Source organism: Chryseobacterium balustinum, assembly GCF_900168205.1.
Lineage (GTDB): Bacteria > Bacteroidota > Bacteroidia > Flavobacteriales > Weeksellaceae > Chryseobacterium > Chryseobacterium balustinum.
In genome coordinates, this window is record NZ_FUZE01000026.1 from 35,705 (window position 1) to 53,892 (window position 18,188).

The 18,188-nt window shown below is 32.4% G+C and carries 11 protein-coding genes and 2 pseudogenes; 2 read left to right on the forward strand and 11 right to left on the reverse strand.

Going from position 1 to position 18,188, the window contains the following annotated elements:
* Positions 1–140 precede the first annotated feature (140 nt).
* Positions 141–2,516 carry a CHC2 zinc finger domain-containing protein gene (locus B5X64_RS19720; protein WP_228419032.1) on the reverse strand — a complete coding sequence of 792 codons (2,376 nt, stop codon included), beginning with the start codon at positions 2,514–2,516 and terminating at the stop codon, positions 141–143.
* A gap of 141 nt (positions 2,517–2,657) precedes the next feature.
* On the opposite strand from B5X64_RS19720, the gene B5X64_RS19725 reads away from it, so the two are divergent.
* Entirely contained in the window at positions 2,658–3,023 is a 366-nt protein-coding gene (locus B5X64_RS19725; protein ID WP_079466858.1) for a helix-turn-helix domain-containing protein, read from the forward strand.
* A 55-nt stretch (positions 3,024–3,078) separates the two neighbouring features.
* On the opposite strand, the gene B5X64_RS19730 is transcribed toward B5X64_RS19725, so the two are convergent.
* The 7 genes and pseudogenes from B5X64_RS19730 to B5X64_RS19765 all read right to left on the reverse strand — a co-directional run bounded on the left by B5X64_RS19730 (position 3,079) and on the right by B5X64_RS19765 (position 11,247).
* The gene (locus B5X64_RS19730) at positions 3,079–3,462 is read right to left on the reverse strand and encodes a hypothetical protein (protein WP_139377616.1); all 384 of its coding nucleotides are present in this window, start codon (positions 3,460–3,462) and stop codon (positions 3,079–3,081) included.
* A 690-nt stretch (positions 3,463–4,152) separates the two neighbouring features.
* A pseudogene (locus B5X64_RS23400) lies at positions 4,153–4,344 on the reverse strand (RHS repeat-associated core domain-containing protein); the annotation flags it as partial.
* Positions 4,345–4,417: 73 nt separating this feature from the next.
* Positions 4,418–5,191 (reverse strand): hypothetical protein, encoded by a 774-nt coding sequence (locus B5X64_RS19740; protein WP_079466861.1) that lies wholly within the window; start codon positions 5,189–5,191, stop codon positions 4,418–4,420.
* Positions 5,192–5,859: 668 nt separating this feature from the next.
* A pseudogene (locus tag B5X64_RS23405) lies at positions 5,860–6,036 on the reverse strand (RHS repeat-associated core domain-containing protein); the annotation flags it as partial.
* A 973-nt stretch (positions 6,037–7,009) separates the two neighbouring features.
* Entirely contained in the window at positions 7,010–7,897 is an 888-nt protein-coding gene (locus B5X64_RS19755) for a tyrosine-type recombinase/integrase (RefSeq protein WP_079466856.1), read from the reverse strand.
* A 10-nt stretch (positions 7,898–7,907) separates the two neighbouring features.
* Complete coding sequence (locus B5X64_RS19760) at positions 7,908–8,723, reverse strand: tyrosine-type recombinase/integrase (protein WP_079466857.1); 816 nt, start codon at positions 8,721–8,723, stop codon at positions 7,908–7,910.
* A 148-nt stretch (positions 8,724–8,871) separates the two neighbouring features.
* On the reverse strand, positions 8,872–11,247 hold the full coding sequence (locus tag B5X64_RS19765; protein WP_228419032.1) for a CHC2 zinc finger domain-containing protein: 2,376 nt from the start codon (positions 11,245–11,247) through the stop codon (positions 8,872–8,874).
* 141 nt (positions 11,248–11,388) lie between these two features.
* Here B5X64_RS19765 and B5X64_RS19770 point away from each other — a divergent pair, with 141 nt between their 5' ends.
* A complete protein-coding gene (locus tag B5X64_RS19770; RefSeq protein ID WP_079466858.1) occupies positions 11,389–11,754 on the forward strand; it encodes a helix-turn-helix domain-containing protein in 366 nt (121 codons plus the stop codon).
* 55 nt (positions 11,755–11,809) lie between these two features.
* Here B5X64_RS19770 and B5X64_RS19775 read toward each other — a convergent pair whose 3' ends face one another.
* From B5X64_RS19775 to B5X64_RS19785, 3 genes are read right to left on the reverse strand one after another with little or no spacing between them, the layout of a single operon-like run.
* Positions 11,810–12,193 carry a hypothetical protein gene (locus tag B5X64_RS19775; RefSeq protein WP_139377616.1) on the reverse strand — a complete coding sequence of 128 codons (384 nt, stop codon included), beginning with the start codon at positions 12,191–12,193 and terminating at the stop codon, positions 11,810–11,812.
* A complete protein-coding gene (locus tag B5X64_RS19780; RefSeq protein ID WP_079466863.1) occupies positions 12,194–15,754 on the reverse strand; it encodes a DUF6443 domain-containing protein in 3,561 nt (1,186 codons plus the stop codon).
* 8 nt (positions 15,755–15,762) lie between these two features.
* The gene (locus B5X64_RS19785; RefSeq protein ID WP_079466864.1) at positions 15,763–18,042 is read right to left on the reverse strand and encodes an RHS repeat domain-containing protein; all 2,280 of its coding nucleotides are present in this window, start codon (positions 18,040–18,042) and stop codon (positions 15,763–15,765) included.
* Between the last annotated feature and the right edge of the window lie 146 nt (positions 18,043–18,188).

The following is an 18,188-nucleotide window of genomic DNA, read 5'->3' on the forward strand; positions in this document are numbered from 1 at the left end:
AAGTATGATGGTTTTGCTTACTCAATATTTTGGATTTTTCCGAACGCTACATAGTTGTCAGTTAATAGTTATTGATTGTCAGTATTTTATGTTATCGTATTTGATACTTTAGCGTTCGTTTGGCTTCCGTTTGGTGTTCGCTAGTGTTCAGTAGCGTTCATTTTCAGTTGTTCCAACTGTTTTGTAAAAGCTTCTTTTAAATCTTTTCTAACCTTTTGAATATTATCACTATAAGATATTTTGTATTTAAATCCTTTATTCGCAAAACCGATTTGTTTTAAATATTCTAATCTTACTAAATCATTCAGATAAAATTGTAATTGTGTTTTCTTAAATCCTGTAACCTCCATCGCATCAAACCTTGTAAAACTCTCTTCCTTAAAGACTTTCTTTAACTTCTCAAAAAACTGTCTTAAACTTCCGTCCAGCTCGTCAATCTTTAAAATAATACTCTCGAATAATATTTCTACGGCATTCTCTATATCTTCGATTTCTGTGATTAAAAAATTATCTTTTGTTTCTCGCTGATATTGATGGATAATGGTAATTTGCTTAATAATGGATTGGAACATTTCATTTAAACGTCTTTTATTTTTTACATTATTAGGTAACTGTATCTGTGTCGCATACGGATTGATTACTTCATAATGCTTTAGATTTCGGACGATTTTCTGTATAAAACCGATTGCCTTTTCTTGGGTGCTTTTGTCAATTTCTCCTGCATTTCTGCGGTTTTGATAACTGATAATCTTCTCGGTTTGTTCCTCGCTTTCGTTGATGGCGACAATAAAACTCCTGTTCATATTGTCCTCGTACAATTCTCCTTTTGTCGTTGCTGATAAACTGCTAAACTGTCCTTTCACTATTTTATGGGAAGATTTGTTGTTTCCTTTTTTGTCTTTTATGGTTACCGAACTTCTTAACACTTGATTCGATATAAATTCCCTTAAAGCATACAAGGCATCTTCCTTTAGACCGTCTAAATCTTCAATGATAATGATCTTTTGGAACAGATCAAACTCACCCCAATTGTATAAACTTGATTCTGTAATTCTTGTAAATCTCAGTACATCTTCCTGTGGCATCATGTCTGCAATTCTGCTGATGATATGGGTTTTTCCACTTCCGCTACTTCCTTGTACTATTCCGTGTAATGGGCTTTTATTGAGGTAACTTATCGTGATTAAAAACAATAATAATCGGCTGTTTTCTTCCCCGATAATTCCGGCTTTTTCGATGACTTGGTTTAAGGATTTTAGCAAGTCTTTTTGCTCTAAAAAATCTATGGTAGTTAAGTTTTTACTATTTTTTACTATTTCGTCTTTTGTTGTTTTTGCAACTTCTTCTTTTTCAATATTTTGATTCACTTCCGTGACGGTTACCTTATTCGACACGTTTTCAGTTGAAAAAATAAATTTCCTTTCTTCTAAAAGTTTTGTAAAGATTTTTTCATCGTGCAGCTGTAAAGTTTCATTTACATCATTATTCGGTAATTCTACAAAACTAAGGGTTACCTGATTATTAGACAGGTGATCGTTGACCTCTTCCTTGGTAAGGAAGAGGTCATTCAACATTTTAGCATATTTTTTTACCGCTTCTTTTCCTGCTTTATCCTGGTCAAAACAGAAAATAATTTCTTCTAAATTTTCTAAATTTTTTATTGAGTTTAAGATTTCTTCATTTAATCCGTTCGTTCCAAAACACGCTATAATACTGTAATTGTCTCTAATTTCTTTAATTTGTAATAATGAAGCTGCATCAATAATTGCTTCCGTTAAAATCAGTTTTTTAGTTTCAGTTTTTGGATAACAGGGATAAATTCCGGAACGATTTTTTAAATAAAAATGCTTTGCATTATCCTTTTCTAAAATGCTTCTAAAATAAAAGCTGACAATCTGATTTTCATTATTCTTCAAAGGAAAAGCAATACATTTATTTGCAAAAATACTATAGCCTTTTTCTCCTGTTCTATTATTGATTAATCCTTTATCTAATAACAATCCAGCTTCTAAAGCATTATTGATTAATTCTTCGCTTTTTCGTTCTCCGTGATGGAACTGACCACTATTATAACCAATCTCTAAAATGGAGTTGTCGAGATTTCTTTTCTCAACATATTGTTTTGCAGGATTGGAACAGTACAGCGCTTTTCTAAAATAGCTAAAAGTATTTTCTAAAAAGAGGGCAGACCTTTCTCCTGAGAAATCAGTCTGCCCAAGGTTCTCCGCAGTACCTCTTGTATTTTTTACTGATAATTGTTCATTGCTAATTAAACTTTCAGCTTTTTTGATTGCTTCATGTTTTGATATTTTCTCGTAATCTTCTATAAATTGGATCATATCACCCGTTTTTCCACAAGCATGACATTTGTAAAAGTTCTTTTCTAAATTCACTTGAAGACTTGCCGTTTTATCATCATGCATAAAGCATCTAAGCATATTGTTTTTGGGTTGCAAACTGTAATGTTGCAGAACTTCTGATAAACTTAGACGTTGTTTGATTGCGGAGATTTCCATAGAGAAAAATATTTGTTCCTATTTGATACTCTACAAAATTATACTTTATGTTCCAATTAGACAACATAAATTTTAACAAATGGAACATTTTTTTATATTTGTCCTTTATTTGACTACTTTTACTAAGTAATATTATCAATCATGAGTACAGGAATAAACATAAAGAAAATAAGAGAACAAAAAGGACTTACACAACAGACTATTGCTGATCTTATTGCTATGCATCGTTCTAATTATTCTAAAATTGAAAGCGGACAAAGAGAACTTTCTATTGATGCTCTTAGTAAGATTGCAAAGTATTTCGGGATGACTACCGATCAGATTATTAATTATGAAGACGGAACTCCTACAGAGATTACTGTAGAAGATAAAACGATTCTTGAACAAGTAAAACTAATACAGGAACTCGAACCTGAAGAAAAAACAATGGTCTTTAAAATGATTGATACTTTCCTCACAAAGAAAAAATTTAAAGACTTCTTTAATAAAAATGTAGCTGCTCTATAAAACACAAAAGACCTCGCAAAATGCGAGGTCTTTTAAGATTAATGGAAATTATATTTTACTTTTCCGATATATAAAGTCCGCAAAGATTATTGCTCATATATATAGTTCCTTGTGTAAGACTTTTAACATTAATATCATCTACTTTAAATCCATTCTTTTCAAAATCATCATCATTAAAGTATGAATCTAAAGGATCAATTCTTAATGGATATTCCTTTCCTACAACTATTTTATTTTTACTTTTTGCTTTACAATTTCTTTCTGATAATACTAATTCATTAATCTTACCATTCCGGATTTGTATTAAATACATACTTTTAGTACTGTCAATTTTTAAGATCTCATACAAACTATTAGTATCATCATTTCTTGTAGATAATTTATTATTAGAACAACAACTCATCACTAAGATTATTATTAAAAATGATATGGTTTTCATTTATTTTGTTTTGGGTTTAATTTCAACAGTTCCTAATGATTTTGACTCTCTAATACCATTTACTTGCCTGTAAAGTGTTCTTTCAATTCTTATATTACCTCCTGCAGTTCTTGGCAAAATTTTATTCTCAGAGTCCAAATTATAATTTATTCGAGGATCTAAAGCACTTGCGTTATTATGTGCATTTAAGTACCAATCTTTGCCCAAAGCTCTATTTTGCTTACCTGTAATACTTATTGCACCAGGACTATTAATGGCACCACTATAAGCTTCCAATATTTCATGCATAACTCCAACGCCTTTTACAGCACTATAATAAGTATCCATTTCACCCAAATCTGTAGGATTTATAGTTTGGTTTGCATGAGTTATTGTATTTGGCGACCCTTCTAAAGATGCATCTATTGAGGAGTTAATAGTACTTCCTCTAAACGCTCCGCCAAATATTGCCGTGTTATCTGATTCTATTACATTACTACTTTGAGCTAATACATCTACTACCACGCTTTTGTTGCTCATAGCTGAAAGCAAAGTTGATTCAGCATCTGTCGCGGTTGCTCCTTTTTTCAGTGTTCCAGTAACTTTTCCTTTTGAGTCCATTTTTAGATTCAAATTACTCGACGCATTTTTTAACTGCTCAAAAGCTTCTTTAGCCTGATCACCTCTTAAAACTACATCAGTTACACCACGTCCATCCGGATCAATCCAACGAATAGGATTATTTATACTGTAATTATACGGTGACCAATTGATATACTTCTCCGCCAGCGGATCCACCACACCCCATCTCCCAATATCCGGCATATAAAGTCTTGCGCCATAATCATACATGCCAGTCTCTTGTAGTTCTTTTCCGTTGTACTTGTAATTATAATTATAATTAACCTCGCAATTTACGAGTTTTTTTTAGTTATCTGCCACACGATGCAGCTGTGCGGGAGCGAGAGGTGTTGTTTTAGTAGATTATTTTTCTTTCTTCAATAAGTATCTTACTTCCATTCTCAATTTCATATACTTGAATCAAGTTTCCTCTAGAATCATTTTTTTTTATTTTTTCATTAAAATGATAATCAATTAATTCTGCCTTATTATTAACAATAAAACTTCCTTTAAAAGATTTTCTATCGCCATACTTGTTTAATTTATATACGCCAGTTACTTTTGACTTTGGAGCATTAAAAGTGATTTTCTCATAATTATATGAACTAGTATCAATCCAATTGTATTTTTCAATTTCTGTAATAACAATATCTTCTGGAATATTAAATAAACTTATACTTTCAATTATCCGATTTTCTTTATCAAATAGCATAAATTTCTTTCCCATTAAACTCCCCTTATCATTAAATTTTTTTATACTAACAGTATTATTAGAATAAACATATTTATTTTTTAAAGAAACTTGTTTTTTTACAAGAATATTTTCCTTATCGGATATAATCATTCCTTCAATTATCTTCTCCTCTTCTTTAATATTATATTCATTATCTAATGTGACAATAGTTTTTATCCAATCTTTATTTTTATCTGATATGTTTTTTATTATAAATTCTCTCTTATCTTGGTTATAGCTATAACTTTCTGTAGGTAATAGTTTTCCATTTTCATTTTTAAATATTTCCATTGATTTAAAATTACTTTGAGCAAGAATTTTAAGAGAATCTTTTGTTTGAAAATTTTGGGATAGCAATAAAGGTCCTAATAAAATTAAAAAAAATATTTTTTTCATAGTATTAATTAGGGGGTTTTAAATGTGTTATACACGCCTCCACTATAAACTCTAAAGGTTGGAATTGGTATTTGTGGAATTGTTGCAGTTGCTTGATCATTGCCTGATGGTACTGGGTGATTTCCATCTCCAGGATGTGAATGTGTAAACACTGATTTCATTAATTCAATACCCGAGGTTTTCAGGAGCATATTTTTATAATAATCTAAAGTAAGCGTTGGAAGAATACCACCAAGCGTTCCATCCTTCCCAAACATTGGTAAATAACTAAATTGAAGAGTTCTTCCCACCATACCTTTATTTTGTCCGTTTTGAGTATATTCTAATAAATCAAACTCATTTCCTGCATTAGAGTTTCTTTCCAGAAACTCAAAAAATGATTTAGCATTATCTTGATTTTCAAAAGAAAAAACCTCAAAAGGAACTTCTTTTTGAGTATCGGTAGCTTTTCCATTTACCATCGGTCTATATTTTACAGTGCCAGAATCTTTTATCCTGTCTTCTATCTGTCCATCTCTCTCCATTGTAAATTTCACTTGATTACCTGATGAATCTGTTTTTCTATTTCCATTATTATCTACTATATACAGCTCATCTGGTCTATTATTATCTTCAACCTTGGTAAGGTTTCCATTTTCAGAATTTAATTCCCATATATCTTCATTCCTTCCATCTGGATCAATAAATCTTACAGGGTTATTAAAACCATATCTAAATGGAGACCAAGCTCTATTCATTTCTGCCAACGGATCTACCACACCCCATCTCCCAATATCCGGCATATAGAATCTTGCTCCATAATCATACATACCCGTCTCTTGCAGTTCCTTTCCGTTGTACTTGTAGTTCTACAACTCCGCTCAACTTTTTGGGATTTGCCTACTTCATTTTTTTTCGTGCGAGGCTTTACACTGTGAACGCCTGCTCTTGCTCGCTTTCTCAAAAGTAAAGATTTTCAGTTGAAAAATAAAATCTCTCTAACTTTTTATTTTCAACTGAAAAAAAAGCTTCTTATTTTCAAAAATTTGTTTAGTAAACTTCCTGTTGTCGGTGTTGTAAATGTGGAATTGTGGAAAAAAAAGCGCGGGATTCAGCATTGGATTTTTCCATAAATCCACATTCTTTTTATGGCAAATATTGATTGTCGCTGTTGTTGTAAATGTTAAAATGTGGGTAAAAGCGGAGCTGGTTTTAGCCTTGGCTTTATCCATATTTTAATATTTCATATTGGACTGATAATTTAAAATTTTTCTTAATTTTCCTGGTTGTAAAATATTACAAATTAAATGTTTACATATTTTTTAATAATAATTTTATTAATTTTTCAATTCCATAAAAATATATAGCTCTAATTTTCAGAACGTTGTCTTTTTTAGACACGTTCCCTCTTGCTTACAAATTTTCAATCAAAAACTAAGCAAAAGTGTTGGCGCATTTTTTCCTTATTCAGGTGGTTGAAGCCTTGGCAAAAAAGGTATTTTTCGGATTGGGAAAGATTCGGGAAAGTTGATGGCTAAAAGCGTAGGCTGTGGAGTTTTTCAAAAAACGGAACAAAGAAAAGCATTTTGCATAATCTCAAATTATAGGCAAAGATGGTGTTGGTTTGCCAGTAACGAAGCTTCAGCGGAGTGGAAGGCAACGGTTTGCGTGGGCAATTGCGTATAATTTCGATTATGTAATTTGCTGTGGCATTAAAGCGTTGGGCGAGCTTTGGCAAAGGGTTGGCGGAAAATGTCTTTTTTAGCTTCGGGGGCGGGATATTATTCAAAAATGCAAGCGGTGGACTTTCTTGGTTCTTTTTTACTTTTTCCTTGGCTCTTATTTTATCGGATGGAACTGGTTTATCGCAGTTTGTAAAGCATCAATTCCTGTTTCTCGGTATTTTTCTGTCGTGTCTGCGTGTTTGTGTCCTACAAAATATTGAACTTTTCTAAGATTTTCTCCGTTGTCTAATTTCAGTTTGATAACGCTTTGTCGGATGGTTATTGAGGTGAGTTTCTTGGTAAAATTTTTCTTGTAAGTTGATACTAAATAATTAATGTCGTCTGAAGTAATTTTAGTTCCTAATTTTCCTAATAAAAAATAGTTTTCGGATTCGGTTCTGAAGGTTTTTAATTGTTCTCTTTCTTCCTTTAAATACTGATAAAATAACAATATTTGTTCTGCTTTTAATTCTAATATTCTGCTGTTTGTTATTCCGGTTTTTTGGATTCTGATTTTTGCTTCTTTCAGATCTAAATCTTCGATGCTTAATTTCTCAATATCTCCAACCAACAAAGCTTGATTGACGAGTAAACTTATGACAATTTGGTTTCTTTTCGCCAACATCGGATAACGTTCTTTTCTGGGTTCTAAAAGCTTTTGTAATTCCTTTTCTGTCAATAATTCCTGTAATTGGATTGGGTTTTCTTTGCCGTCTTTTATCTTGATATTGGTGGCGATATTCTGTTTTAACTTTCCAATATTTACTAAATAATCGTAGTATTTTTTGATGGCGTAAATCGTTCTTTTTACACTCTGAGGGTTGTAGTTTTTTCTTAATAATTCTACATATTCCATTAGGTTTTGATAGCTGATTTTCTCGGGATCTCTGTAATGTTTTTTGAACTTTTCTATTTCATAGACATAGGTTTTCACAGAGCTTTCTGATAATTCATTTCTTAAAAAAGTTGTTAGTTGATGGTTGTCGGTTGATGGCTTTATCATTGGTAAACTCTTACATTTTCATATTGTTATATTGATTTATTCTTGTATAGATTTGTGTCGTGCCTAAATATTCGTGTCCGAGAAAATCTCTTACTTTCTCCAGTTCCATTCCTTGTTCCAAAAGTTGTGTAGCAATCGTATGTCTCAAGCAGTGCAACGTAAATCCTTTGTTACTAAGTGCTGTTTTTTTTAGTAATTTTTTAAATTCGTAGTAGATTCTTATTGCTGTAATATTGAGTAACGTTTCTTTTCTTTCAGATGAAAAAATAAAAGCTTTAATATCTTTCTGAACCTGTTTTGTAAATGGGATTACTCTTCGTTTTTTACCTTTTCCTTTTTTGATATATAACAAACAATTTTCTAAATCTATATCGTTTGCTTTCAGTTCTACTGCCTCATTTCTTCTGAGTCCGCACGCATAACACAGGTGTAAAATAATGGTTTGTAACGGACTGCTTTTGCGATATAATTTTCTCATTTCTTCGTCTGTAAATACCTTTCTTTCTTCTGATTTCGGAGCTTTTATTTTCAGCTGATAAGGAGTGGTTTTTATTTCTCCGGTTCTTTGTAAATAATCAAAGTAAAGTTTGATTGCCAATAAAATAGAGTGTAGATAATTTTCACTTAAATTTCGTTGTGTTCTTTGGCTTATTATGGTTTTCAGATAAGAATAATACTCTAAAATATCCTTGGTTTTGATTTCTTCTTTTGATTTTTTACAGTATCTCAAAAAGACTTCTACTCGCTTTGGGTATGCATTTACAACGGTTTTACAATAGCCTAAATTCTGTAATTCTTTTCTAAATTGTAAGATTGTTTCAGTCATTTTTCATTAAGTATGATGGTTTTGCTTACTCAATATTTTGGATTTTTCCGAACGCTACATAGTTGTCAGTTAATAGTTATTGATTGTCAGTATTTTATGTTATCGTATTTGATACTTTAGCGTTCGTTTGGCTTCCGTTTGGTGTTCGCTAGTGTTCAGTAGCGTTCATTTTCAGTTGTTCCAACTGTTTTGTAAAAGCTTCTTTTAAATCTTTTCTAACCTTTTGAATATTATCACTATAAGATATTTTGTATTTAAATCCTTTATTCGCAAAACCGATTTGTTTTAAATATTCTAATCTTACTAAATCATTCAGATAAAATTGTAATTGTGTTTTCTTAAATCCTGTAACCTCCATCGCATCAAACCTTGTAAAACTCTCTTCCTTAAAGACTTTCTTTAACTTCTCAAAAAACTGTCTTAAACTTCCGTCCAGCTCGTCAATCTTTAAAATAATACTCTCGAATAATATTTCTACGGCATTCTCTATATCTTCGATTTCTGTGATTAAAAAATTATCTTTTGTTTCTCGCTGATATTGATGGATAATGGTAATTTGCTTAATAATGGATTGGAACATTTCATTTAAACGTCTTTTATTTTTTACATTATTAGGTAACTGTATCTGTGTCGCATACGGATTGATTACTTCATAATGCTTTAGATTTCGGACGATTTTCTGTATAAAACCGATTGCCTTTTCTTGGGTGCTTTTGTCAATTTCTCCTGCATTTCTGCGGTTTTGATAACTGATAATCTTCTCGGTTTGTTCCTCGCTTTCGTTGATGGCGACAATAAAACTCCTGTTCATATTGTCCTCGTACAATTCTCCTTTTGTCGTTGCTGATAAACTGCTAAACTGTCCTTTCACTATTTTATGGGAAGATTTGTTGTTTCCTTTTTTGTCTTTTATGGTTACCGAACTTCTTAACACTTGATTCGATATAAATTCCCTTAAAGCATACAAGGCATCTTCCTTTAGACCGTCTAAATCTTCAATGATAATGATCTTTTGGAACAGATCAAACTCACCCCAATTGTATAAACTTGATTCTGTAATTCTTGTAAATCTCAGTACATCTTCCTGTGGCATCATGTCTGCAATTCTGCTGATGATATGGGTTTTTCCACTTCCGCTACTTCCTTGTACTATTCCGTGTAATGGGCTTTTATTGAGGTAACTTATCGTGATTAAAAACAATAATAATCGGCTGTTTTCTTCCCCGATAATTCCGGCTTTTTCGATGACTTGGTTTAAGGATTTTAGCAAGTCTTTTTGCTCTAAAAAATCTATGGTAGTTAAGTTTTTACTATTTTTTACTATTTCGTCTTTTGTTGTTTTTGCAACTTCTTCTTTTTCAATATTTTGATTCACTTCCGTGACGGTTACCTTATTCGACACGTTTTCAGTTGAAAAAATAAATTTCCTTTCTTCTAAAAGTTTTGTAAAGATTTTTTCATCGTGCAGCTGTAAAGTTTCATTTACATCATTATTCGGTAATTCTACAAAACTAAGGGTTACCTGATTATTAGACAGGTGATCGTTGACCTCTTCCTTGGTAAGGAAGAGGTCATTCAACATTTTAGCATATTTTTTTACCGCTTCTTTTCCTGCTTTATCCTGGTCAAAACAGAAAATAATTTCTTCTAAATTTTCTAAATTTTTTATTGAGTTTAAGATTTCTTCATTTAATCCGTTCGTTCCAAAACACGCTATAATACTGTAATTGTCTCTAATTTCTTTAATTTGTAATAATGAAGCTGCATCAATAATTGCTTCCGTTAAAATCAGTTTTTTAGTTTCAGTTTTTGGATAACAGGGATAAATTCCGGAACGATTTTTTAAATAAAAATGCTTTGCATTATCCTTTTCTAAAATGCTTCTAAAATAAAAGCTGACAATCTGATTTTCATTATTCTTCAAAGGAAAAGCAATACATTTATTTGCAAAAATACTATAGCCTTTTTCTCCTGTTCTATTATTGATTAATCCTTTATCTAATAACAATCCAGCTTCTAAAGCATTATTGATTAATTCTTCGCTTTTTCGTTCTCCGTGATGGAACTGACCACTATTATAACCAATCTCTAAAATGGAGTTGTCGAGATTTCTTTTCTCAACATATTGTTTTGCAGGATTGGAACAGTACAGCGCTTTTCTAAAATAGCTAAAAGTATTTTCTAAAAAGAGGGCAGACCTTTCTCCTGAGAAATCAGTCTGCCCAAGGTTCTCCGCAGTACCTCTTGTATTTTTTACTGATAATTGTTCATTGCTAATTAAACTTTCAGCTTTTTTGATTGCTTCATGTTTTGATATTTTCTCGTAATCTTCTATAAATTGGATCATATCACCCGTTTTTCCACAAGCATGACATTTGTAAAAGTTCTTTTCTAAATTCACTTGAAGACTTGCCGTTTTATCATCATGCATAAAGCATCTAAGCATATTGTTTTTGGGTTGCAAACTGTAATGTTGCAGAACTTCTGATAAACTTAGACGTTGTTTGATTGCGGAGATTTCCATAGAGAAAAATATTTGTTCCTATTTGATACTCTACAAAATTATACTTTATGTTCCAATTAGACAACATAAATTTTAACAAATGGAACATTTTTTTATATTTGTCCTTTATTTGACTACTTTTACTAAGTAATATTATCAATCATGAGTACAGGAATAAACATAAAGAAAATAAGAGAACAAAAAGGACTTACACAACAGACTATTGCTGATCTTATTGCTATGCATCGTTCTAATTATTCTAAAATTGAAAGCGGACAAAGAGAACTTTCTATTGATGCTCTTAGTAAGATTGCAAAGTATTTCGGGATGACTACCGATCAGATTATTAATTATGAAGACGGAACTCCTACAGAGATTACTGTAGAAGATAAAACGATTCTTGAACAAGTAAAACTAATACAGGAACTCGAACCTGAAGAAAAAACAATGGTCTTTAAAATGATTGATACTTTCCTCACAAAGAAAAAATTTAAAGACTTCTTTAATAAAAATGTAGCTGCTCTATAAAACACAAAAGACCTCGCAAAATGCGAGGTCTTTTAAGATTAATGGAAATTATATTTTACTTTTCCGATATATAAAGTCCGCAAAGATTATTGCTCATATATATAGTTCCTTGTGTAAGACTTTTAACATTAATATCATCTACTTTAAATCCATTCTTTTCAAAATCATCATCATTAAAGTATGAATCTAAAGGATCAATTCTTAATGGATATTCCTTTCCTACAACTATTTTATTTTTACTTTTTGCTTTACAATTTCTTTCTGATAATACTAATTCATTAATCTTACCATTCCGGATTTGTATTAAATACATACTTTTAGTACTGTCAATTTTTAAGATCTCATACAAACTATTAGTATCATCATTTCTTGTAGATAATTTATTATTAGAACAACAACTCATCACTAAGATTATTATTAAAAATGATATGGTTTTCATTTATTTTGTTTTGGGTTTAATTTCAACAGTTCCTAATGATTTTGACTCTCTAATACCATTTACTTGCCTGTAAAGTGTTCTTTCAATTCTTATATTACCTCCTGCAGTTCTTGGCAAAATTTTATTCTCAGAGTCCAAATTATAATTTATTCGAGGATCTAAAGCACTTGCGTTATTATGTGCATTTAAGTACCAATCTTTGCCCAAAGCTCTATTTTGCTTACCTGTAATACTTATTGCACCAGGACTATTAATGGCACCACTATAAGCTTCCAATATTTCATGCATAACTCCAACGCCTTTTACAGCACTATAATAAGTATCCATTTCACCCAAATCTGTAGGATTTATAGTTTGGTTTGCATGAGTTATTGTATTTGGCGACCCTTCTAAAGATGCATCTATTGAGGAGTTAATAGTACTTCCTCTAAACGCTCCGCCAAATATTGCCGTGTTATCTGATTCTATTACATTACTACTTTGAGCTAATACATCTACTACCACGCTTTTGTTGCTCATAGCTGAAAGCAAAGTTGATTCAGCATCTGTCGCGGTTGCTCCTTTTTTCAGTGTTCCAGTAACTTTTCCTTTTGAGTCCATTTTTAGATTCAAATTACTCGACGCATTTTTTAACTGCTCAAAAGCTTCTTTAGCCTGATCACCTCTTAAAACTACATCAGTTACACCACGTCCATCCGGATCAATCCAACGAATAGGATTATTTATACTGTAATTATACGGTGACCAATTGATATACTTCTCCGCCAGCGGATCCACCACACCCCATCTCCCAATATCCGGCATATAAAGTCTTGCGCCATAATCATACATGCCAGTCTCTTGTAGTTCTTTTCCGTTGTACTTGTACTGATAAGCATTCTGCGTGGTAGCTGTATAATTATGCATCAATCCGAATGGGTAATAATTATTAATTTCTACAATTTCGCCTGGTTTCCAGTTATCTATACATGTAGGAAATTCAAATGGAGGATTCCAATTACCATCACACTCACTTACGAAATATTGTCGAGGCTGAATAACTCCATCTTTATTGGTGTCAGTGTAGCTCAATCGTATATTGCCTAAATGATCAGTGTAATTATAAATGTATTGATTGGTTATCGCATCAAAATATCCTTCAGAAGTTGGTATAATTCTGAGTTTCATGACTGCTACATCATCAGGACCTATCAAACCACCTGGGTTTTCTTGTGAAGGTTTAAGTGCTTTATACTGAAAACCATCAAGATAATTGGTTTCTATATCTCCAAAGAGCTTCTTTACTTTTACTCCGTCTGCTCGGTATATATAATTGGTCACCTGAGCGTTTTGAGTAATCTGCTTTGGTAAATTTAGAAAATTATACTGAATTGATGAAATGCCTTTATCTAAATGTTTGGTCATATTTCCATTTCCGTTAGCCAGATTATTATCATACTCAATTGTATTGTGACTTGCCAGATAAGGATAGCCATCACTCTTTCCAATTTCTTCTTCAGTAACTTTTGTAAGCCTGTTTCCGGTATGATCGTATCTGAGATTGTCAATCTTAAACGCTGCAGTATTTCCTGTCATGAGCTCTGCGGAACGTTGGAGCCTTGTAATGTTTCCGTTTAGGTCATAGTCTATTTTTTCAAAATATTCTTTCGCTGTAGGATTAATTTCGTTTTGATAAAAACCCGCTAACAATCTGTTTAATCTATCATATACATAGCCATACCTTTTAAGAGGTTCGTTTTCCTGAGTGGAAGTTTTCCAGTCTACTTCTGCAATGTTACCGTTGTATTTAGGTTTTACCTGAAGTGCTAAAAAATCATTATTAGGGGTCTGTTCACCTTCTACCTGATTATATTTAATTTTATAACCCAAAAGATCACTTCCTAAATTTGCAGGATCATTGATCTGTGTCATCCAGCCTCGGATATTATAGAGATAATCTACCTGCTGCAAAGGTGTGTTTGAACTTGTTCCACCCACTTTTTTGTACTCTAACTGAGATAATTCATTATACTTGTTCTGAGCCAGATATTCCACAGGATTATTATCAACCTGATGGGTATGGGTTACTAGTCTGTTCTGATGATCATACGTAAAGTTTTCGTTGCTCACTCTTTCAGCATCACTATCTAACCTTTTGTGTCGGGTAACTACCATCTTTGGCGTACCCGAAAAATCAAGCTCAGATTCTGTTTTGGTATAACCTCCTAAATGATTGACAGAATGTGTTCCGATTGCTCTTCCTTTTTGGTCGTACCAGGTATAATTTTTTGTCCAATTATCATCCTCAATGTTTTTCACATAAGAAGCTACAGGTAAACTTTTTGTGCTGACATTTAAACTCGAATCATCCGTCAACAACGGTAGATTAGTGACTGTAGGAGTAAATGAGGGTGTATAGTAAGGATAAGTATCATAATAATTTACTGATAACACGGTTTCTAAATACGGGAAATGATCATTAGAATAGTAAATCTGCATTCCATTTTTCGTAAAACCTGATCGAGATCGATTTTCAATGATTAAATTATTACTTATCATATTTTGCATATCAGCTCTGTCTGTTCCTCCTACAATCCCCGTAAGAATGACCCTTCCGAACTTATCATATTTCGTAAAAAGCCACTTTCCTGTTGGGTGCATTACAGCATCCTGTGTAAAGATCAGTCGGTCGGCTTTATCATACACCATGTATTCCCAACCTTTTCCGGGAAGTTTCTTTTCTACCAAACGGTTTCTGCTGTCGTATTTATATTGGTAGCAAAGGTTATTTAATGTAATATCAGGAAATGCACCAGTAGTTAAATTTTTAACCGCATCTGCTGCTAAAGGTGGAATGACAAAAGCCAGTTGATTATAATCGTTGTAAATATAATAAGTATCTGCTTTTGTAACATCGTCAAGCATTTTTCTTACCAAGATGGTTTGTCCCTGTCCATTTTTAAACTCAATGGTTTTATTCCCATCTTCATCGGTTACCGTATTTTTGTACAATTGATTAGCTCCATAACCTACTGATGATAAAACAATTTCAGAAACGAATGTAGAATAATCAAATGTAGCAGTATATTTTTTCACCTCCCCATCTGCATTGGCGTCATAATTAAATTTTACAGGCTTTTCGCTCCATGCCTGACCTACCTGTTTTTGTTCTAAAACTCTGTCTAATGGCGAATTTTCAAATTCTTTTTTAGCAAAAATAACTTCGTTGCCTAAAGGAGTATTAGGTGCATTTGCTAAAGGGTCGGGAATAATTGCTCCATTCATTGTTCCACCTTGTGGAACGGGAAGGTAATCCAGAGCCTGTCTCCCAAATCCGTCATAGGTGATATGAGATACCACATCTTTTTGTAATGGGGAAGCTTTTATATTCACAACCTGTTTAGGTCTGCCTAAACCATCAAGATACTGAACGGTTTCTGCTGTTTTAGACGCAGTACTTGCATTATAATCAAGATAGGTTTTTGAATAGACATAATTCTGATTTGTGCTTAAGTTTAAAGTCTGCGCATGGGAAAGCCCCACTACAAACAATGTACTTATCGGGATGATTATTTTTTTCATATCTGGTTTTAGTGTTTGTAGTTGTATTTGAATTCTTTTATCAGTTTACCATTAATATCTTTGATATTTTCTAATCTGTTGGCAGAGTTGTATTTGTAAATCTCTCTGATTCCTGATGGTGGGGTGATGCTCGTTACCCCAATCAATGGGTCATAAGTGTAAGTGGTAATCTGAAATTCTTTTAACTGCAGAAGATTACGGAAGTTATCCAAAGCTATTATCAATGCACCCTCATTCGAAGGATTTAAAGCATCCTCATCTGAAGCTGTAATAATAGCCCCTACCAAACCACTTATTAAAAAATATGGATAACCTACAATTTTAGCAATCGGTTGAGTTGAGTTGTAGCCCCAAATGATTGTTGTAGGAATACCATCTCTGGTAGTATATTGTAATAGATTACCTTTGGGGTCATACTGATCATAAGTAACTTCGGTAGAATTGGTATTGCTAAGGTCGGTCGAGATTACAGAGCTCGGCAATAAGTTGGCAGGATTATCATACTTGGTCTCAACTTTAGAAATCGTCTTGTTATTTTTTTTAGTCTCCGTTTCTAAGGGAATACCTATCATATTGGCATTGATGAGCTTGGTATTGTTTTTTTCGTAAGCGTAAGCATAGGTGGCATTGTTTGTTTCTCCATCGGAAAAACTTTGTGTCACGGATGTTGGGTAGTCTAGATTATTATACAGCGTATTTGTTGTTGATGTAATAGAACTTTGAATACCGTTTTTATAAAAGTAAGATTTTTCTGTTTTCTCTGAGGGGAGTGTAATACCATAAGTGGCAAAATATTTATAAGGAATTGTTAAAGGAATACCACCTGGAGGATAGTCAGCTATATATACTTGATAATCATTATATATATAATAATTGGGGTTAATTATATTATAGTGATTATCCTTCGCTTTTATACCTTCTAGTTTCGTAAACTCAAGTGTAGTATATTCATTATTCACTTCCGAAAGTATCTTTCCATTATCATCATACTTTTTTTCAAAAATCATTTGTCCTCTCAAATAATCCCGATTAGAAATAGGAACTATAGGCATTTCGAGACTAAAAGTATCCGGATTCGGAAAGTCTATTGGAGATCTGAACTTGTATACTGTTTTACCTTTATCAGTAATTGTATTATTAGTATCTTTTATAATCTGCTTTACGGTTACATATTGATATCCCACATCAGACCCTTGTGTTTTTTCAGATGGTAGTATATTGAAGTCTGTAGTTGTATCAATAATGGCATTATAGTAAATACTTTCAGGAGCTACAACTATATAATCGTAAGTAATCATTTCCGTATAATTAAAAATTGGTTCTGGGAAAACCAAAGCACCACTGCTTTTTTGAGGATTTTCTATATCCTTGTAATCATATACAAATTCCTTAGCGGGTACAGTTGAAGCTGGGGCGTCAAAATACTTAATATCATTAATTCTGAGCCCACCACCTTTCTTAGTCACATAACTAAGAAAAGAACGCTCCTTTGTAGATGCTGTAAGATAATAGGAAACTGGTCTTTGAGTTATCCCATAACTTCCACTAAGAGATGCATAGTAAGTTCCTGGCTCCAAAGTTACTTCTCTATAGAATTCTGTAACAGGTTCTCCTCCTTCACCAATTCCCGCATTTGGGCATTGGGCACCACTAGTACTTATACAAGATTGCCAGCTCATTCCAAATGTAGTTACAGGAGCTGAAAATACATTCGGGCTAATTTGTTTGTAAATATTAAATTCCCAATTAGAGTAAACCAAATTTCCGAGATCTAGGTGTAATTTAACGGTCTGCGGAGAAAGTATCGTAAAAAATTCTTTCTTAATATTAGGATTAAATGAATTAACCCCCTCTAATTCAAAATCATTATTATGCTCTATCCACTCTCCAGTTACTGCCTCGATAGGTTGTGAGAATCCAGCAAAATGACTATAAATATTTTCACCAAAGTCAAACATCACTTTTCCTTTAGTAGGATAAGTAATAGAGCTGATAACATCTTGAGTGATATCTACAGGTTCATAAAAATCATTACCTCTGTAATATCCCCAACTGTCTTTTTTAAATATTTTATTTTGGTTGGTATAGCTGATTTCATATTCATTTAGATTATTAGTATCGCCTGATTTAGTTATTTTTTTTAATAAAAGTTTTTTGAGATTAAGCGAGGGGTCAGGAAATGTCAAGAAAGATGTACTGGTATAATCATAATCAAAGGTATATTTATCTACAAATTGGTTAGTACTTTGTCCGATAATATTACTTTGTATAGATTTTAATTTATACAATTCTGATGAATTAAAATAATTCGAATCATTTCGCCCTTTTTCATAAGTGAATGTACGTCTTCAAACCAACTTAGACATTTTAGTTTAAATCCTTAAGGAGGATTTTCGATTTATAAACTTACTAATTTTTGTTGATTATATATTTG